Annotated in this window: 17 protein-coding genes; 7 read left to right on the top strand and 10 right to left on the bottom strand. The window is 68.1% G+C overall.

Going from position 1 to position 17,566, the window contains the following annotated elements; all coding sequences use genetic code 11:
* Nucleotides 1-9: 9 nt before the first annotated feature.
* Nucleotides 10-1,683 (top strand): methyl-accepting chemotaxis protein, encoded by a 1,674-nt coding sequence (locus tag L810_RS23510; protein WP_021160814.1) that lies wholly within the window; start codon nt 10-12, stop codon nt 1,681-1,683.
* A gap of 21 nt (nt 1,684-1,704) precedes the next feature.
* Here the strand turns inward: L810_RS23510 and L810_RS23505 are convergent, their stop codons facing one another.
* From L810_RS23505 to L810_RS23490, 4 genes are read right to left on the bottom strand one after another with little or no spacing between them, the layout of a single operon-like run.
* On the bottom strand, nt 1,705-2,580 hold the full coding sequence (locus L810_RS23505; protein ID WP_014897260.1) for an efflux RND transporter periplasmic adaptor subunit: 876 nt from the start codon (nt 2,578-2,580) through the stop codon (nt 1,705-1,707).
* A gap of 12 nt (nt 2,581-2,592) precedes the next feature.
* The gene (locus tag L810_RS23500) at nt 2,593-2,796 is read right to left on the bottom strand and encodes a DUF1656 domain-containing protein (RefSeq protein WP_011351756.1); all 204 of its coding nucleotides are present in this window, start codon (nt 2,794-2,796) and stop codon (nt 2,593-2,595) included.
* Nucleotides 2,793-4,994, bottom strand: coding sequence for an FUSC family protein (locus tag L810_RS23495; RefSeq protein ID WP_042975807.1), 2,202 nt, complete (start codon nt 4,992-4,994; stop codon nt 2,793-2,795). The genes L810_RS23500 and L810_RS23495 overlap by 4 nt, the downstream gene beginning before the upstream one ends.
* A 14-nt stretch (nt 4,995-5,008) precedes the next feature.
* On the bottom strand, nt 5,009-6,607 hold the full coding sequence (locus L810_RS23490) for an efflux transporter outer membrane subunit (protein ID WP_081712894.1): 1,599 nt from the start codon (nt 6,605-6,607) through the stop codon (nt 5,009-5,011).
* 157 nt (nt 6,608-6,764) lie between these two features.
* On the opposite strand from L810_RS23490, the gene L810_RS23485 reads away from it, so the two are divergent.
* Nucleotides 6,765-7,706 carry a LysR family transcriptional regulator gene (locus L810_RS23485; RefSeq protein ID WP_042975805.1) on the top strand — a complete coding sequence of 314 codons (942 nt, stop codon included), beginning with the start codon at nt 6,765-6,767 and terminating at the stop codon, nt 7,704-7,706.
* Nucleotides 7,707-7,823: 117 nt separating this feature from the next.
* Nucleotides 7,824-7,976 carry a hypothetical protein gene (locus tag L810_RS48500; RefSeq protein WP_006476208.1) on the top strand — a complete coding sequence of 51 codons (153 nt, stop codon included), beginning with the start codon at nt 7,824-7,826 and terminating at the stop codon, nt 7,974-7,976.
* A 70-nt stretch (nt 7,977-8,046) separates the two neighbouring features.
* On the opposite strand, the gene L810_RS23480 is transcribed toward L810_RS48500, so the two are convergent.
* From L810_RS23480 to wrbA, 4 genes are read right to left on the bottom strand one after another with little or no spacing between them, the layout of a single operon-like run.
* A complete protein-coding gene (locus tag L810_RS23480) occupies nt 8,047-8,877 on the bottom strand; it encodes a metallophosphoesterase (RefSeq protein ID WP_021160812.1) in 831 nt (276 codons plus the stop codon).
* A 25-nt stretch (nt 8,878-8,902) separates the two neighbouring features.
* Entirely contained in the window at nt 8,903-10,324 is a 1,422-nt protein-coding gene (locus L810_RS23475) for an FAD-binding oxidoreductase (RefSeq protein ID WP_027787719.1), read from the bottom strand.
* 18 nt (nt 10,325-10,342) lie between these two features.
* Nucleotides 10,343-10,735, bottom strand: coding sequence for a DUF2069 domain-containing protein (locus L810_RS23470; RefSeq protein WP_021160810.1), 393 nt, complete (start codon nt 10,733-10,735; stop codon nt 10,343-10,345).
* A complete protein-coding gene (gene wrbA / locus L810_RS23465; protein ID WP_021160809.1) occupies nt 10,732-11,352 on the bottom strand; it encodes an NAD(P)H:quinone oxidoreductase in 621 nt (206 codons plus the stop codon). The genes L810_RS23470 and wrbA overlap by 4 nt, the downstream gene beginning before the upstream one ends.
* A 145-nt stretch (nt 11,353-11,497) precedes the next feature.
* On the opposite strand from wrbA, the gene L810_RS23460 reads away from it, so the two are divergent.
* The gene (locus tag L810_RS23460) at nt 11,498-12,829 is read left to right on the top strand and encodes a YihY family inner membrane protein (protein WP_021160808.1); all 1,332 of its coding nucleotides are present in this window, start codon (nt 11,498-11,500) and stop codon (nt 12,827-12,829) included.
* A 16-nt stretch (nt 12,830-12,845) separates the two neighbouring features.
* Here the strand turns inward: L810_RS23460 and L810_RS23455 are convergent, their stop codons facing one another.
* Complete coding sequence (locus L810_RS23455; RefSeq protein WP_021160807.1) at nt 12,846-13,163, bottom strand: Mpo1-like protein; 318 nt, start codon at nt 13,161-13,163, stop codon at nt 12,846-12,848.
* A 159-nt stretch (nt 13,164-13,322) separates the two neighbouring features.
* On the opposite strand from L810_RS23455, the gene L810_RS23450 reads away from it, so the two are divergent.
* From L810_RS23450 to aroC, 3 genes are all read left to right on the top strand, one after another.
* Nucleotides 13,323-13,778, top strand: coding sequence for a CBS domain-containing protein (locus L810_RS23450; RefSeq protein WP_006755543.1), 456 nt, complete (start codon nt 13,323-13,325; stop codon nt 13,776-13,778).
* 139 nt (nt 13,779-13,917) lie between these two features.
* Nucleotides 13,918-15,852, top strand: a complete 1,935-nt coding sequence (locus L810_RS23445) for an MFS transporter (protein WP_021160806.1) — start codon at nt 13,918-13,920, stop codon at nt 15,850-15,852.
* A gap of 236 nt (nt 15,853-16,088) precedes the next feature.
* Nucleotides 16,089-17,189 (top strand): chorismate synthase, encoded by a 1,101-nt coding sequence (aroC, locus tag L810_RS23440; RefSeq protein WP_021160805.1) that lies wholly within the window; start codon nt 16,089-16,091, stop codon nt 17,187-17,189.
* A gap of 129 nt (nt 17,190-17,318) precedes the next feature.
* Here aroC and L810_RS23435 read toward each other — a convergent pair.
* The coding region (locus tag L810_RS23435; RefSeq protein ID WP_042975802.1) for a 4Fe-4S dicluster domain-containing protein at nt 17,319-17,566 on the bottom strand (248 nt) is incomplete at its 5' end.

Raw genomic sequence — 17,566 nt, 5'->3', positions numbered from 1 at the left:
GATATATCGATGAAAGCAGCATCTTTGCGTCCACAGCCCGGTGCGGTCGCCGCCGCCCCCGACGTCGCCGCCGGTCGCGCCGCCCGGCGCCCGCGGGCGGCGCGTCGCGAGCGCCGGCCGTGGACCGTCAAGGCGACGTTGCGCGCCGCATTCGCGATCCTGCTCGCCGGCACGCTGGCGATCGGCATGTTTTCGCTCTGGCAGATCAGCCGGCTGAATGCGTCGATCGCGTCCGTCTACGAGCAGGGTCACGTCGCGAGCCGCGCGGCCGAGGAGGTTCGGGCCGAAGTGCTGCGCGCGAGCCGTGCCCAGAAGATGCTGCTGACCGCGACCACCGCGAAGGAACGCGACGAGCTGGGCGCCGAGGTGGGCGCGGGGCTCGCGTCGATCGGCCAGGCGCTCGGCACGCTGCAGCGCTACGCGGATCCGGCCGACGTCGACGATTCGGCGCGGCTGCGCGCATTCTCGACGGCGGTCGGCGCGTGGAGCGCGCATCTGCGCGATTTCGTCGCGCTCGTGCGGGCACAGCCGCTCGACCTGTCGCAGATGAGCTGGCAGGTCGGCACGCAGGACGTGTCGCTGCTGGTCGAAACCGGCAAGCTCGAAAAACTGGTCGCCGAACTCGTGAAGACACGCGGCGCGAAGTCGAAGGCGACTCTCGATGCGTCCGCCACCATTTTCTCGTCGTCGTTCGCGATGATCGCGGCGATGACGGTTGCGCTGATCGTGCTCGCGATCGTCATCGCGGAGCGCGTCGTGCGCCGTCTCGCGTCGCAGCTCGGGGGTGAGCCCGCGCATGCGAAGGCGATTGCCGCGGACATCGCGCGCGGCGACCTGACGCGACCAATTACGCTGGGCCGGCACGACCGCGACAGCATGGTGCGTGCGCTGGCCGAGATGCAGACGGGGCTCGCGGCGACCGTCGGCGAGATTGCCGTCAGCGCCGAGGCGATCGCGGCCGCGTCGGGCGAGATTTCCACCGGCAATCTCGATCTGTCCAGGCGCACCGAGCAGCAGGCCGTCGCGCTCGAGCGCACCGCGGCCAGCATGGAGCAGCTCACGTCGACCGTACGGCAGAACGCCGAGAACGCGCGGCAGGCGAGCGCGCTCGCGGCCAATGCTTCGGCCGTTGCGGAGACGGGCGGGGAAGTCGTCGGGCGCGTCGTCGCGACGATGAGCGAGATCGACGACAGCGCGAAGAACATCCGCGAGATCATCGGCACGATCGAGGGGATCGCGTTCCAGACCAACATTCTCGCGTTGAACGCGGCGGTCGAGGCCGCCCGCGCGGGCGAGCAGGGGCGTGGCTTCTCAGTGGTCGCGGGTGAAGTCCGCCTGCTCGCGCAGCGCGCGGCGACCGCGGCGAAGGAGATCCGCGCGCTGATCGGCGCATCGGTCGAGCGAGTCGCGAACGGTGCGGCGCTCGCGCACGATGCGGGCCGCACGATGGACGACGTCGTTCGGGCGGTCAAGCGCGTGACCGACATCATCGGTGAAATTTCCGCCGCATCGGACGAGCAGAGCGCGGGCATCGACGAGATCGGCCGCGCGGTCACGCAGATGGACGCCGGCACCCAGCAGAACGCGGCGCTCGTCGAGCAGGCGGCCGCCGCGGCGAATGCGCTCGACGAGCAGGCGCAGGCATTGAAGTCGCTGGTCGGGCGCTTTCGTATCGCGGCCTGAGCGCTGCCGACCGTTCAGACGTTACGACTTCTTCTGCTTGTCCGGATCGATGATGACCGTGCAGGTCGTACCCGCCGACAGCACCACGTCGGCCGGCACTTCGTCGATCCTGATGCGCACCGGCACGCGCTGCGCGAGGCGCACCCAGTTGAAGGTCGGGTTCACGTCCGCGACGAGGTCGCGGCTTTGCGGGTTGTCGCGATCGTAGATGCCGCGCGAGATGCTTTCGACGTGGCCCTTCATCACGCCGCCGCTCATCAGCCGCATTTCGGCCGGCGCGCCGATCTTCACGCGCGGCAGCTTGGTTTCCTCGAAGTAGCCGTAGACCCAGAACGAGTGGCTGTCGACGATCGCGAGCTTCGCCTGGCCGGCCACTGCATAGTTGCCCTTGAACGTCTGCAGGTTCGTGATGTAGCCGTCGACCGGCGCGACGACGCGCGTGCGCTCGAGGTTGAGCTTCGCGGCATCGAGCGCGGCGATCGCCTGCTGGTACTGCGCATCGGCGCTCGACGCACTGTGCGCGGCGTTCTCGCGGTTTTCCTTCGACACGACGAGCGCATCGAGATCCGCGCGGCGCGCCGCATCGTCGCGGCGCATCTGCAGTTCCGCGCGGCGGGCGGCGACGGCCGCCTGCGCCTGCTCGACCGCGATCTGGTAGTGCGAAGGGTCGATCTGCATGATCAGGTCGCCCTTTTTCACGAGCTGGTTGTCATGCACGGGCAGTTCGACGATCGCGCCCGACACGTCCGGCGCGACGTTGACGATCTCGGCGCGCACGCGCCCGTCGCGCGTCCACGGATCGTCCATGTAGTGCACCCACAGCGAGCGCCCGATCAGGATCGCGACGAGAAGGATGACGGCGGTCGCGACGAAGCCGAAGAGTTTTCTGAGAATCATGATGGTTCGGAATCAACGGTAAACGGCAAGACTCAGTCCGCCGCAAATGCAGACGAGGAGGCAGGCCCGGAACAGCGACGGGTGCCAGACGAGACGGTAGAGGCCCGTATAGGCGAGCAGGCGGTCGACGGCCCAGGTCGCGAGCGCGCCGAGGACGAACATCAGCACCACCGTGGGCATGTAGGCATCGAGAATCGCGATTTCACGCGGCATCATGACGAGGCTCCTGGTTGGGGACGCACGGGGCGGTTGCGGTTGAGCGCGGCGAGCGGCGATTCGGGATCGAGCAGTGCCGTGCGCACGAAATGCAGATGGCTCAGGATGCGCTGCAGCCGGTGGCGTTCGTCGCGCGTCGGCGTGAATGCGTCGAGCGTCTGCCGGGTCGCGTCGATCGCATCGTTCACCGCGGCGAGCGTTGCATCGAAACGTTCGGCGTCCGGCCGCGCGAACAGCGACGACAGCGCGGCGCGCATCGTCTCGATCGCGCGGCGCCACGGCGTCGTCGGCGCGTAGCGCGGGTCGGACGGCAGCGTTGCCAGCTCGTGGCGCAGGTCGATGGCCGCATTCCCGGTTTCGAGCACCGCGAACATCCAGCGCAGCGCGTCGCGCTGCACGTCGGGCTGGTCGGCCGACAGCGTGTGCGCCTGGTACATCAGGTCGCGCGCGCCGCTCTCGAAGCGCGTGCGCAGTCCGGCGAGCCGCGCGTGGCAGGCCGCGACGGCCTGGTGACGCAGGTCGGCGAACAGGCGTTTCTTGAGCCACGGCGCGGTCGGCGGGAACAGCACGGCGAACGCGATCGCCGATACGAGCATCGACAACAGGAGCGCGAGCGCGTCGTTCATGAAGCTCGTCGGATCGTAGTGCGTGATGCTGTCGGGGCCGGCGAGGAAGCAGAAGAAGATCAGATAGCCCGCGCCGTAGCCCGCGAGCTTCGGCTTCAGCGTCATGTAGATGCCGATCGCGAGCAACGGCGCGAGCGCCGCGCACAGCAGGACGAAGCCGTCGATCCGCGGGTAGATGCCGAACGTCAGCAGGAAGCCGGTGCAAACGGCCAGCGCCGTGCCCATCCCCATCTGCGCGGCCATCGCGGTCGGGCGCGGCGCCGACGACGCGAGCGCGCAGGTCGCCGCGGCGTTCAGCACCAGCATCACGCCGCTCGGCCACGCGGTCTCGATCCAGAACCAGCCGAGCGCGAGAATCACCGTCGCGGTGCGGATCCCCGCGATCGTGGCGGCCGTTTTGTTGGTGCGCGGCTCGTAGCGTTCGATCCAGCGTTCGCGCTCGTGCGTCGCGGTCGCGAGCGACGCATAGGTCGCCGCGTATTCCTGCAGGTCGGTGATGAAGCGGTACAGCAGTTCGGCGGCGGTATCGAAGTCGAGCAGCGGGAAGTCGGGCTGCGTTTCGAGTTCCGCGCGCGTCGCGCGGATCCGGCGCGGCAGCGCGTCGCGCCACGCGAGCAGCTGCTCGGCCGAGTGCGCGGCGTCGATCGACGTGCGCACGGGTTCGCCATCGCGCGTGAGCAGCGGCGCGATCTCGCGGAAATACGGCTCGATCGCGTCGATCGCCGCCTGCGCGCCGCCCGCGTGCAGCCGGTTCATCAGCTGGTGCAGCGCGTGAAAGCGGCTCGACGCGCTCATGAACTCGCTGTTCAGCCGCGCGAGGCGGCCGCTGCGCATGCGCGTGTCCGGATCCTCGAACACGGCCATGCTGCGCGCGGCCTCGAAGCCGACCACGTCGGCGACGAAGCGCGTATGGATGGTCTCGATGTGCGCGCGGTCGAGCTGGCCCGACAGCGCCGACGCGACGTAGTCGACGAAGCTGCCGAAGCGCTTGCGCACCGTCGTGCGCATCTGCTCGCCCGTATACCGCGGAAACACGAGCGCACTGACGACGCCGGCCGACACGATCCCGATGATGACTTCGGAGACCCGCGTCATCGCGCTCATGAATGCGCCATCCGGGTGTTGCGACGCAGGCAGGCCGATCAGCGCGGTCGTATAACCGGCGAGCAGGAAGCCGTAACTGCGGAAGTTGCGGTTGCGCGCGGCGCCGGCGGTGCACAGCGCGATCCACAGGGCGATCGCCAGCAGGAACAGCTGCGGCTGCTGCGGGAACAGTCCGACGAACGTGAGCGTCGCGATGAGCCCGAAAATCGTGCCGGCGACCCGGTAGAAGCTTTTCGCGAGCACGGCGCCGCTTTGCGGCTGCATCACGATGAAGACGGTCGTCATTGCCGTTTTCGGCGCCGGCAGGTCGAGCCGCATCGACACGCCGAGCGCGATGAAGGCCGCGAGCAGCGCCTTGAACAGGTAGAGCCACGCGGCGCCGTCGGTGCGGGCCCAGTCGCCGAACGCGGCATACCAGGCCGCGAACGGACCGCCGGCGGTCGGGGAGAGGGGGGAGGAGGCTGACATGGCGTCGCTCCGGGTTACCGTGCGGCCGGCACGCCGGACGCACCGGCGGCCGCGACCTGCGCGGGCCGGGCGGCGGCTGCCACGGGTTTCGCACCCGACGCGGCGGCCGGCGCGGCTGCGCCCGCGGCGGATTCGCCATGCGACGGATGGCTGCCCGACGGAGGCACGTCCGTGCCCGTCTCGACGCCGCCGCCAAGCGCGGCCATCAACTGAGCGTGCGCGGCGAGGCGTTCCGCATCGATGCGGGCGGCCGTTTCCTGCGCGCGCAACAATTGCTGCTGCGCGACCAGCACGTTGACGTAGTCGGTCAGCCCGCGGCGGAAGCCTTCGCGCGACAGCTGATAGCTGCGGTCGTTGGCGGCCACCGAGCGCGCGGCGTCCTTCTTCTGCGTATCGAGCGAACGGATCCGCACGACCTGGTCGGCGATGTCCTTGAGCGCGCCGACGATCGTCTGGTTGTATTGCTCGACCGCCTGGTCGTAGCCGGCATTCGCCGCGCCGAGCTGCGCGCGCAGCCGGCCGCCTTCGAAGATCGGCAGCGACAGCGCGGGGCCGGCCGTCCAGCCGCCGTTCATCGCGCGCAGGAAGTCGGTGAACGGCGCGGTCACGCCGAAGCCGCCGACCGTCGCGAGCAGATCGATGTTCGGGTAGAACGAAGCCTTCGCGACGTCGATGCCGCGCGCCTGCGCGTCGACCGTCCAGCGTGCCGCGACGACGTCGGGGCGGCGGCCGAGCAGGTCGGCCGGCATCGCCGACGGCAAGCCGGCCGGTGCGTCGAGCGACAGCCGAGGCCGCTGGATCGCATCGCCGGCGCCCGGGCCCTTGCCGGCCAGTGCGGCGAGCTGGTGCCGCGCGAGCTGGATCGCTTCCTCGTAGCTGTCGATCTGGCGCTCATAGTCGGGCAGCGTCGATTCCGCCTGGCTCACCTCGAGCTGCGTGCCGAGGCCAGCCTGCAGCCGCTTGCGCGCGAGATCGGCGAGCGAGCGCTGGCGTTCGAACGTTTCGTGCGCGAGGTCGAGCAGCGCGTAGTTCATCGACATGCCGACGTACGCGCGCACGACGTTGACTTCGAGTTCGAGCTTCGCCGCGCGTGCGTCGGCGGCGGTCGCGTGCGCGGTGTCGAGCGCGCGCTCGGTCGCGTTCTTGTCCTTGCCCCACAGGTCGAGGTGGTAGGACAGGCCGAGCGTGCCGGTGTTGTTCCAGGTATCGGTGTTCGCGAGCGGGCCGGGGCCGTAATAGACGTTGTCCGGCCAGTGCTGGCGCATCAGCGAGAGGTTGCCGTTGATCTGCGGCAACTCGGCCGAGCGGGCCACGCGCGCCATCGCCTGCGCTTCGCGCACGCGGGCCTCGGCGGCCGCGAGCGTCGGGTTGCCGGCCTGCGCGGCAGCAATCCACGTGTCGAGCTGCGGATCGCGGTAGGCGCGCCACCAGTCGGCCGCGGGCCAGCCCGCGTCACGGTCGGCCGCGCGGATCGCCGCGCCGGCATCGAGCGCGTTCGCTTCGATGCTGGCCGACTGCGGCTTGTTGTCGCCCATGCTCGCGCACCCGGCCATTATTAATGAGACTGCAAGAACCGCCAGTGCGAGCGTCCCTTTTGTCGCCGGAGACTGCACGATTTTCTCCCTTTCGGATATAGATGAGTCGGATGCGATTATATTTTTCAGCGATTCCTGAATATACGGACAAGGGTGCAAGTCATTTTTACGAATCCTGAGACAATACTTGTTCGCCTCTGTGCAACAATCCGTCCGGATTCAAACGGGTAATGGGATGGATACGTTACAAAACATGCGGGTATTCGTCCGCGTGGTCGACGCGGGAAGCTTTACCGCGGCCGCCCAGCAGATGAATTCGACCACTGCCTACGCGTCGCGCGCGGTCTCGGATCTCGAGGCGCACCTGCGCACGCGCCTTCTGAACCGGACGACGCGCCGGATCGCACTGACCGAAGCCGGCGAGCGCTACCTGCAGCGCTGCGAGCAGATCCTCGCGTATGTCGACCAGGCCGAAGCCGAGGCGGGCGACGCGCACGCGCGCCCGTCGGGCAAGCTGAAGGTGCATTGCTTCACGAGCCTCGGCCAGCACTACCTGGTGCCGGCCATCGCGCGTTATCGCGAGCGCTACCCGGACGTGCACGTCGAGCTGACGCTCGCGCAGCGGATGCCCGACCTGCTCGACGAGGGCTACGACGTCGCGATCGTCGTCGGCCGCGACCTGCCGGATTCGGGGCTCGTGTCGCAGCGGCTCGGCGAGAGCTACAGCGTGGTGTGCGCGTCGCGCGGCTACGTCGAGGCGAACGGCGTGCCGCAGCGGCCCGCGGATCTCGCGCAGCACGTATGCCTCGGGATGGTCGCGCCGGGCTTTCAGTTCGACGAATGGGCACTGGCGGGGCCGAACGGCGACGAAGTTGTCCCGATCACGGCGCCGCCGTTTCGCGTGAACGTCGCCGAGGCGCTCGCCGTGGCCGTGCGCGAAGGGATGGGGATCGGCGGCCTGCCGCTCTATTCGGCGCTCGGCTGGTTGCGCAGCGGGCACATCGTGCGCGTGATGCCGGAATACCGGTCGCACGTGATGAACATCTACGCGCTGTATCCGTCGCGTCAGTACCTCGACGCGAAAATCCGTACCTGGGTCGATTTCCTGCGCGACGAGTTGCCGGCCACGCTGGCAGCCGACGAAGCCGCGCTCGAACAGTACACGCGTGCGACATGACCGCGCGGTTGGCCGCGATCTGACGAGATTTGTCCTTCACGCAACATTTTTTTACGAACGCGTGTCAGACAGTTTGATACTGTGGGAATTAACGAGATACGCAACCCCGGAGTAGCGATGGATACGCACCTGATGATCGGCCTTGGAGTCCTGCTGGGCGCGGCGGCCGCCGCCGCGGCGACCCGCGACCTGCTGCGCGCGATGAAGGCGAAGGCGCAGATGAAGCCGGTGCCGGTACGGGTGCGCGAGCCGCGCCGCCCCGGCCGCTGATCCGCGGTCACGCTCCGGGGCGAAAAGGTCGCGCAAAAAGGTCGCGCAATGCGGCCGGGCGGGCCGGCGTTCAGCCGAGCTCGACGACCTTGTCCCACGTGCACGCGGTATTTTCCCGTTCGCCGGTGCGCCGGTGGATGTAGCCGCGCGGATTGCATACCACGCGTGTGCCACCGTCCGCCACATAGTCGAATGACGTATGCGTGTGGCCGTGGAGCCACAGATCCACCGGCGGCTGCACGAGTTCCGCCATGTCCGTGACGAATCCCGCCGATGCAAGATCGTCCGCGTAGCGCTGCGCCAGCGAGCGCCGGTGCGGCGCATGATGGGTCACGACGATGGTCCGGCCCGCGAACGGCGCCGCGAGTTGCGTTTCCAGCCATGCGCGGCTGCGTCGATGCAGCGCGATCGCGTCGGCCGGCGAGAAATCCCGTTCCGGCGTGCCCGGCGCCGCATGCAGCGCCGCGTCATGCGGCCAGGTCACCTGGATCAAGCCCTTGAAATCGAGCATCACGCGCAGCCCGGCGTCGATTGCACCCGCGAGGCTGGCTTCGTCGGTACCGAACAGCGAAAAATCGGCCCAGAGCGTCGTGCCGAGCACGCGGAACCGCTGCCCGGGATCGACGTAGACGTCGTTGTTCAGGTAATGCACGTTGTCGAGCGCCTGCGCCGCGTCGCGCATCGCCGTCTCCAGCGCGCCGAATTCCCCGTCGTAGTACTCGTGGTTACCTGGCACGTAGATCACCGGTACCGCGGGATCGAACGTTTCGGCCGCCCAGCGCAGGCCTTCCGCGTGATTGTGGATGTCGCCGGCCAGCACGACGAGATCCGCGTCGGCATGCGCGATCGCGTCGGGCTGGTTGCTTTCGAGGTGCAGGTCGGACAGGACGCGGATTTTCACGGGCGGGGCTCCGGAGTGGGCGGCTTCAGCGCAGGACCTTGCCGGGATTCATCAGGCCGCGCGGGTCGAGCGCGGTCTTCAGCGTGCGCATCAGCGTCGTTTCGACCGGGGACTTGTAGCGCTGCGCGTCGTCGATCTTCAGCTGGCCGATCCCGTGCTCCGCGCTGATCGTGCCGTGGTGGCGGTGCACGTTGTCGTAGACGATCCGGTTGATCGGCGCCTGGAACGCGGCGAGGAACGCCTTCGGATCGCCGCCTTCGGGCATCTGCACGTTGTAGTGGAGGTTGCCGTCGCCGAGATGGCCGAACGTGACCATCCGCGCGCCCGGCGCGGCCTGCTGGATCGCTGCGTCGGTTTCGTCGATGAAGCGCGCGATCGACGAAATCGGCACCGCGATGTCGTGCTTGATGTTGAGCCCCTCGTCGGCCTGTGCGAGCGGGATGTGCTCGCGCAGATCCCAGAACGCGCGCGATTGCGCGAGATTCTCCGCGACCACCGCGTCGACCACGAGCCCGGCCTCGAACGCTTCCTCCATCAGTTTCTCGAACAGCGCGCGCGCATGCGCTTCGCTTTCGTTGTCGGACAGTTCGAGCAGCACCGTTTGCGCGTGCGTCTGCGCGAACGGGTAGCGCAGTTGCGGGTAGTGCTTGCCGACCAGCTGCATGCAGAAATCCGACATCAGCTCGAAGCCGGTCAGGAGCGGCCCGGCCGCGCGCTGCGCGAGCGCGAGGAAATCGAGCGCCGCGTGCGGCGATTCGAGCGCGGCGAGTGCCGTGACCTGCGCGGCCGGCAGCGGATGCAGCTTCATCACGGCCGCCGTGATGATCCCGAGCGTGCCTTCCGCGCCGATGAACAGGTCGCGCAGGTCGTAGCCCGTGTTGTCCTTGCGCAGTCCGCGCAGGCCGTCCCAGATCTCGCCCTGCGGCGTCACCACCTCGAGCCCGAGGCACAGCTCGCGCGCGTTCCCGTAGCGCAGCACCGCGGTGCCGCCGGCATTGGTCGACAGGTTGCCGCCGATCGTGCAGCTGCCTTCCGCCGCGAGGCTCAGCGCGAACAGCCGGCCGCCTTCGCGGGCACGTGCCTGCACGTCGGCGAGAATCACGCCGGCTTCGACGGTGATCGTGTTGTTGTGCGGATCGAGCGCGCGCACGCGGTTCAGGCGCGCGACGCTCAACACGGCCTGGCTGCCGCTCGCGTCGGGCGTGGCGCCGCCGGCAAGGCCGGTGTTGCCGCCTTGCGGCACGAGTGCGATGCCGTGTGCGTTGGCCAGCTTGACGAGGGCGGCGACCTCGGCCGTGTTCGCGGGTTTCAGCACCGCGCACGCGGCACCCTTGTAGCGGCGGCGCCAGTCGGTCAGGAACGGTTCGGTATCGTGCGGGTCGGTCAGCACATGATCGGCGCCGATCGCATCGCGGCACGCGGAAACGAAAGCTTCGGAGGACATCATCACCTTGTCGCGTAAGGTTCAGGACGCGGCGCGCGACTTTTTCGCCGCGCGCTTGAACGGCGCGACGTATGCCAGCGCCGTCACGAAGAAACCGACGGCGAGCGCGGTTTCGCACCAGCCGAGCGTCGCGGACAGCCCGCGATCGGACATGCCGCGCACGACGCCTTCGGCGAAATAGACGAGGATCAGCATGCTCGCCCACTGCATCGTATAGATGTTACGCCGCCAGACGCCGGGCAGCGCGAGCGCGAGCGGTATCGCCTTGAGCATCAGCGCGGAGCCGCCCGGGCGCAGCGGCGCGAGCCGCAGCTCCCACGCGAGCGACAGCGCGATCAGCGCGACGAGGCATGCGGCGGCAATCAGCGCGTAGCGCGGCCGGGCAGTGACGGCGGGACGGGCGGGGGCGTTCATGCGGCCTCGGCGGCCCGGGCGCTGGAGAGGGCCGCCGCCGCGCGGGCGAGCCGCACGCCGAGCGCGGCCGCGAGCGCCTTTTCGTCTGCCGACAGCCCGCCGGCGGCCGAGCGGTCGTGCTGCGCGACGTGAGAGGCGCCGTACGGCGTGCCGCCGGTACGCGTCGTGCTGAGTGCGGATTCCGTGTACGGGATCCCGACGATCATCATGCCGTGATGAAGCAGCGGCAGCATCATCGACAGCAACGTCGATTCCTGGCCGCCGTGCAGGCTGCCCGTCGACGTGAACACGCATGCCGGCTTGCCGGTCAGCGCACCCGACAACCATTGCGGCGTGGTGCCGTCGAGGAAATACTTGAGCGACGCGGCCATGTTGCCGAAGCGGGTCGGCGAGCCGAGCGCGAGGCCCGCGCATTCCTCGAGATCGCGCAGTTCCGCGTACGGCGGGCCGTCGGCGGGAATGTCGGGGGCGGTGGCTTCGCAGACGGTCGACACGGGCGGCACGGTGCGGATGCGGGCCTGCATGCCCGGCACGCTGTCGATGCCGTTCGCGATCGCGAGCGCCAGATCGCGCGTGGCGCCGTGACGGCTGTAATAGAGAACGAGGATGTCTTTCATGGACGACGGAACCGCGTGCGGCCGCGCGCGTGCCCGGTGCAGTCGGCCCCTGCTGGAATCGAGCGGCTATTATAGGGGCTGAAGCCGTCGCGCAGCGCGGCGGCGGCGCGCCACCGGGCGCGCGGTATCAAGAAGGAGAAGCCGTTTGCCGAAGTTGAGCGTCGATCTCGACACCCTCAAGCGCCTGGCGCAGTTCGCGGCCCGGCGCAGCGCCGAGGATCGCATCCCGCAAGTGGCGGGCAGCCTGACGTTCACGACGATGCTGGCCCTCGTGCCGCTCGTGACGGTCGCGTTCGCGCTGTTCACCGCGTTCCCGATGTTCGCGTCGTTCCAGATCTCGCTGCAGGGATTCCTCGCGGATCACCTGATGCCCGCGCAGTTCAACGTCCAGATATTCAAGTACCTGAACCAGTTCGCGTCGAAGGCCAAGGGGCTGACGACGGCCGGCCTGATCGTGCTCGTCGTCACATCGGTGATGACGATGATGACGATCGAGTCGGCGTTCAACCTGATCTGGCGGGTACGCAAGCCGCGACCGTTCGCGCAGCGCGTGCTCGCGTACTGGGCGCTGATCACGCTGGGCCCGCTGTTGTTCGGTGTCAGCCTGTCGATCTCGTCGTACCTGTTCACGCAGTCGCTCGCGTTTACCGGCGCCGGGTCGTCCACGTCGATCGTCGAATGGCTGCTGGCGCTCGTGTCGCTGCCGCTGGCGGTGCTCGCGTTCACGCTGCTGTACGTGTACCTGCCGAACTGCACGGTCGCGTGGCGCGATGCGGTGATCGGCGGGCTGTTCGCGGCAATTGCGTTCGAGCTCGCGAAGCGCGGTTTCGGCTACTACGTGCGGCGCATTCCGACCTATACGGCCGTATACGGTGCGTTCGCGGCGTTGCCCGTGTTCCTGTTATGGGTGTACCTGAGCTGGTTCATCGCGCTGCTCGGCGCGATGGTGGCCTCCGCACTGCCGGCGATCCGCGTCGGCCAGTTCCACCGCATCCACTATCCGGGCAGCGACCTGCTCGACGCACTGGAAATGCTCGCGCGCCTGGCCGAAGCGCGCACGGCCGGCAAGCGCGGCTACACGGCGATGCGGCTCGCGACCATGCTGCGCTGCGACATGGAAACCGCGCAGCGCCTGCTGACGACGATGGAGGAGCGGGAATGGATCGCGCGGCTGGACGGCGGCGGCGAGACCACGCCGCGCTACATCCTGCTCGCGAACCCGGAGCAGCTGACGCTCGCGCAGTTGTTCGACGTGCTGGTGATCGACCGCACGGAGCTGACCTACCAGTTGCAGCGACGCCGCAGCCATGTCGATGGCGCGGCGCTGCTCGCGGTGCTGTCGAGCGATCGCTTCGACGTGTCGCTCGCGTCGCTGATCGCCGCGCATCGGCCGGCCGGCGCACAAGCGGCGGGTGTCCCGGGGCCGGCGCCGGGCGGCGTGCCCGACCCGCACGCGCGGCCGCCGCGGCCCGCGTGAGCGCGGTGCCTGGCCGTTACAGCGGGATCTTGCCGGTGCAGATGTCCTTGAACATCACCCAGTCGCCCATCAGGCTGTAGATCGGGTGCCGGAACGTGGCCGGGCGGTTCTTCTCGAAGAAGAAGTGTCCGACCCACGCGAACCCGTAGCCGCAGACGATCGCCGCCGGCAGCCACAGCCAGTCGCCGGTCGCGATCGCCATCGCGACGCAGCCGATCACGCCGAGCGAGCCGACGAAGTGCAGCCGCCGCGACGTCAGGTTCTGGTGTTCGTTCAGGTAATACGGGTAGAAATCAGCGAAGCTGGCGAATTGCTCCGTATGCGTATGCGCCATGGCCGTCTCCTCGGGCCGCTGTTCATGGGGCCATTGTGCTGCCGGCGGCCGGCTTCCGCAAGCGGGGCGGCGGCCCGCCGCACGGGCCCGCGCTTTCCTTTTGACAGGCTTTCCGATAGGATCGAAAGAGGTTTTGCATTCAAGCATGAGGGGACTACGATGCGCGTCAGCGATATTCTGAAAGTAAAGGGCAACACGCTGTTTACGGTGACGCCCGACAAGCCGCTGCGCGAAGCGGTCGACACGATGGCCGAGCACGACATCGGCTCGCTCGTCGTGATGGAGTACGGCGATCTCGTCGGGATGCTGACGTTCCGCGAGATCATCCTGCGCCTGCACGTGAACGGCGGTGCGATTGGCGACGTGCAGGTGCGCAAGGTGATGGACGAGCCGCTCACGTGCACGCCGGAAACGGATGTCAACGAAGTGCGCCGGATGATGCTCGAGCGCCATGCGCGCTATATGCCGGTGCTCGACAAGAAGGTGCTGATGGGCGTCATTTCGTTCTACGACGTCGCGAAGACGGTCGTCGAGGCGCAGAGCTTCGAGAACCGCATGCTGAAGGCGTACATCCGCGACTGGCCGGAATCGGAAGCCGAAGCGCACAAGTCGTGAACCACGCCGCGCCCGTCGCCGTCATGCGCGGGCGCCGCCACCCGGCACGCGGCGGCGCAGGCTTGTCCTGCGCCGCCGTTTTTCCAATGACCACACAAGGCCCGCGCAGCGTCGCCCAGACGGCGCGCGCGTATTTCGCATGAGCGATCAAACGCAAGCCACTTCCAGGCGGCGCGACGAACGGCACGCGCACGCGTCGCAGTTCGACCTGCTGCGCGAGCGCCGTTTCGCGCCGTTCTTCACGACCCAGTTCCTCGGTGCGCTGAACGACAACGTCTTCAAGATCGGCTTCACGTCGCTCGTCACCTATCACACCGCGCGATTCGCCGGTGTCGATGCGAAGACGGCGGCCTTCCTGATTTCCGCGATCTTCATCCTGCCGTTCGTGCTGTTCTCGGCGACGTCCGGCCAGATCGCCGACAAGTACGACAAGGCGACCCTCACGCGTTTCGTGAAGACCTTCGAGATCGTGCTGATGCTGGTCGGCGCGGCGGGCTTCGTCATGCACAGCGCGCCGCTGCTGTATCTGTGCACGTTCATGATGGGGATGCACTCGACGCTGTTCGGGCCCGTCAAGTATTCGTACCTGCCGCAGCATCTCGGCGAGCATGAGCTGGTCGGCGGCAACGGCCTCGTCGAGATGGGCACGTTCATCGCGATCCTGATCGGCACGATCATCGGCGGCGCGGCCGCGGGCATCGAAGGTGCCGGCGAGCGCGTGCTCGCGGTGAGCGTGCTCGTCATCGCGATCGCGGGGCGTCTCGTCGCGCAGCGCGTGCCTTCCACGCCGGCGCCGCAGCCCGATCTCGTGATCAACTGGAATCCGGTCAGCGAGACCTGGCGCAACCTCGGGCTCGCACGCCAGAACCGCACTGTGTTCCTGAGCCTGCTCGGCATCTCGTGGCTGTGGTTCGTCGGCGCGACGTTCCTCACGTCGTTCTTCAATTTCGCGAAGGACGTGCTGTCGGCGAGCCCTGACGTCGTCACGGTCCTGCTCGCGACGTTCTCGGTCGGTATCGGCCTCGGATCGCTGCTGTGCGAACGGCTGTCGCAGCGGCGCGTCGAGATCGGCCTCGTGCCGCTCGGCTCGATCGGCATCAGCGTGTTCGCGATCGAGCTGTATTTCGCGAGCCGCGCGCTGCCGTCGCCCGGCCATCTGCTGTCGGTCGGCGAATTCCTGGCCGGCGCGCGCCACTGGCGCATCCTGGCGGACCTGTTCCTGCTCGCGATGTTCGGCGGCTTCTACAGCGTGCCGCTGTACGCGCTGATCCAGAGCCGCAGCGCGCCGACGCACCGCGCGCGGATCATCGCCGCGAACAACATCCTGAACGCGCTGTTCATGATCCTGTCGGCCGTGATGGCGATGGGGCTGACCAAGGCCGGCGTCGACATCCCGGGGCTGTTCCTCGTCACCGCGCTGTTGAACGTGATCGTCGCGGCCTATATCTATCTGCTCGTGCCGGAGTTCCTGCTCCGCTTCGTCGCGTGGGTGCTCGTCCACACGTTCTACCGGATTCGTCTCGTGCACGCGGAGCGGATTCCGGCGGAAGGCGCGGCCGTGCTCGTGTGCAACCACGTCAGCTACGTCGATGCGCTCGTGCTGGCCGCCGCGAGCCCGCGCCCGATCCGTTTCGTGATGGATCACCGGATCTTCAAGACGCGCTTCGCGAGCTGGGTATTCCGGCATGCGAAGGCGATCCCGATCGCGCCGCGCCACGAGGATCCCGCGATGCTCGCGCGCGCGTACGACGCATGTGAGGCCGCGCTGAAGGACGGCGAACTCGTGTGCATCTTCCCCGAGGGCAAGCTGACCAAGACGGGTGACATCAACACGTTCCACCACGGCATCACCGAGATCCTGGGCCGCACGCCGGCACCCGTGATTCCGATGGCGCTGCGCGGGCTGTGGGGCAGCTATTTTTCGCGGCATTCCGATGCGCGGATGCCGCGACCCATCAAGCGCGGCGTGATGAGCCGGCTGACGCTGGCGGTCGGCGAGCCGGTCCCGGCATCGGTCGCGACGCCCGAGTCGCTGCAGGCCGCGGTAACCGAACTGCGCGGCGCGCGGAAGTAGGCGGGCGCCTGTCCGGATGCGTTCGGCTGCAACCGGGCCGGACGGGCTTGTGCCGCACAAGCCGGGCCGCGCGCACGTTTCGTGCGTCCGGGCTGCCTTTCATGCGGCCTGCGGCCCGCGGGCGCGGGACGGCTGGCATAATAGCGGCTTACCTCTTTTCTCGACCGGCAAACGATCGATCTGCCCGCGCCCGGGCAGCGCATCGGTTTGCCCATTTCTCTTTGGGCGGTTCCATCATGTCCGGCAATACCCTCGGCACGCTTTTCACTGTCACGACCTTCGGCGAATCGCACGGTCCCGCGATCGGTTGCGTGATCGACGGCTGCCCGCCGGGAATGGGGCTGACCGAAGCCGACATCCAGGTCGAACTCGATCGCCGCAAGCCGGGCACGTCGCGTCACGTGACGCAACGGCAGGAGGCTGACCAGGTCGAGATCCTGTCGGGCGTGTTCGAAGGCGTGACGACCGGTACGCCGATCGCACTGCTGATCCGCAACACCGACCAGCGCAGCAAGGACTACGGCAACATCGTCGAGACGTTCCGTCCCGGCCACGCCGACTACACCTACTGGCAGAAATACGGCATCCGCGACTACCGCGGCGGCGGCCGTTCGTCCGCGCGCCTGACCGCACCGATCGTCGGCGCGGGTGCGGTCGCGAAGAAGTGGCTGCGCGAGCGCTTCGGCGTCGAGGTGCGCGGCTACATGAGCGGCCTTGGCGAAATCGACGTGCCGTTCGTCGACTGGTCGCACGTGCACGAGAATCCGTTCTTCTCGCCGAATGCGGCGGTCGTGCCGGAGCTCGAGGCGTACATGGATGCACTGCGCAAGGATGGCGATTCGATCGGCGCGCGCATCGACGTCGTCGCGTCGGGCGTGCCGGTCGGCTGGGGCGAGCCGGTGTTCGACCGTCTCGATGCGGACATCGCGAAGGCGATGATGAGCATCAACGCGGTGAAGGGCGTCGAGATCGGTGCGGGTTTCGACAGCGTCGCGCAGCGCGGCTCGATGCACGGCGACGAGCTGACGCCGGGCGGTTTCGTCGGCAACCATGCGGGCGGCGTGCTCGGCGGGATTTCGACGGGGCAGGACATCACCGTGTCGATCGCGATCAAGCCGACGTCGAGCATCCGTACGCCGCGCCGTTCGATCACGAAGGCGGGCGACGAGGCGACGGTGGAAACGTTCGGCCGCCACGATCCGTGCGTCGGCATCCGTGCGACGCCGATCGCCGAGTCGATGCTCGCACTGGTGCTGATCGATCATGCGCTGCGCCATCGCGCGCAGTGCGGGGACGTCGAGACGTCGACGCCGAAGATCGCCGGTAGCGCGACCTGACGCAAACGGGCGGGGCGCGGCACGTCTCGCCATTGGGAATGCAAAACGGGGCGCTGCTTCAGGCAGCGCCCCGTTTCGTTTGTGGCGACCGGCAAAAACGCGCCGCTCGCGGCGGCGCGTCGTGGCGGATTACATGTTCGGGTAATTCGGCCCGCCACCGCCTTCCGGCGTGACCCACACGATATTCTGCGTCGGGTCCTTGATGTCGCAGGTCTTGCAGTGCACGCAGTTCTGCGCGTTGATCACGAGGCGATCGCTGCCATCGTCGTTCTTCACGAACTCGTACACCGCCGCCGGGCAGAAACGACCTTCCGGCCCCGCATACGTGCGCAGGTTCACGTTCACCGGCACGTTTGCATCCTTCAAGGTCAGGTGCG

Source organism: Burkholderia sp. AU4i (assembly GCF_000466765.1).
Classification (GTDB): domain Bacteria; phylum Pseudomonadota; class Gammaproteobacteria; order Burkholderiales; family Burkholderiaceae; genus Burkholderia; species Burkholderia cepacia.
The sequence above is the reverse complement of the archived record's forward strand: the minus strand, read 5'-3'. Positions and strand labels throughout refer to the sequence as shown.

Excerpts from the sequence above, each read along its gene's own strand:
- L810_RS23510 (WP_021160814.1), top strand. The coding sequence starts at position 10 with ATGAAAGCAGCATCTTTGCGTCCACAGCCCGGTGCGGTCGCCGCCGCC.
- L810_RS23505 (WP_014897260.1), bottom strand. The coding sequence starts at position 2,580 with ATGATTCTCAGAAAACTCTTCGGCTTCGTCGCGACCGCCGTCATCCTT.
- L810_RS23500 (WP_011351756.1), bottom strand. The coding sequence starts at position 2,796 with ATGATGCCGCGTGAAATCGCGATTCTCGATGCCTACATGCCCACGGTG.
- L810_RS23495 (WP_042975807.1), bottom strand. The coding sequence starts at position 4,994 with ATGTCAGCCTCCTCCCCCCTCTCCCCGACCGCCGGCGGTCCGTTCGCG.
- L810_RS23485 (WP_042975805.1), top strand. The coding sequence starts at position 6,765 with ATGGATACGTTACAAAACATGCGGGTATTCGTCCGCGTGGTCGACGCG.
- L810_RS48500 (WP_006476208.1), top strand. The coding sequence starts at position 7,824 with ATGGATACGCACCTGATGATCGGCCTTGGAGTCCTGCTGGGCGCGGCG.
- L810_RS23475 (WP_027787719.1), bottom strand. The coding sequence starts at position 10,324 with ATGATGTCCTCCGAAGCTTTCGTTTCCGCGTGCCGCGATGCGATCGGC.
- L810_RS23470 (WP_021160810.1), bottom strand. The coding sequence starts at position 10,735 with ATGAACGCCCCCGCCCGTCCCGCCGTCACTGCCCGGCCGCGCTACGCG.
- wrbA (WP_021160809.1), bottom strand. The coding sequence starts at position 11,352 with ATGAAAGACATCCTCGTTCTCTATTACAGCCGTCACGGCGCCACGCGC.
- L810_RS23455 (WP_021160807.1), bottom strand. The coding sequence starts at position 13,163 with ATGGCGCATACGCATACGGAGCAATTCGCCAGCTTCGCTGATTTCTAC.
- L810_RS23450 (WP_006755543.1), top strand. The coding sequence starts at position 13,323 with ATGCGCGTCAGCGATATTCTGAAAGTAAAGGGCAACACGCTGTTTACG.
- L810_RS23445 (WP_021160806.1), top strand. The coding sequence starts at position 13,918 with ATGAGCGATCAAACGCAAGCCACTTCCAGGCGGCGCGACGAACGGCAC.
- aroC (WP_021160805.1), top strand. The coding sequence starts at position 16,089 with ATGTCCGGCAATACCCTCGGCACGCTTTTCACTGTCACGACCTTCGGC.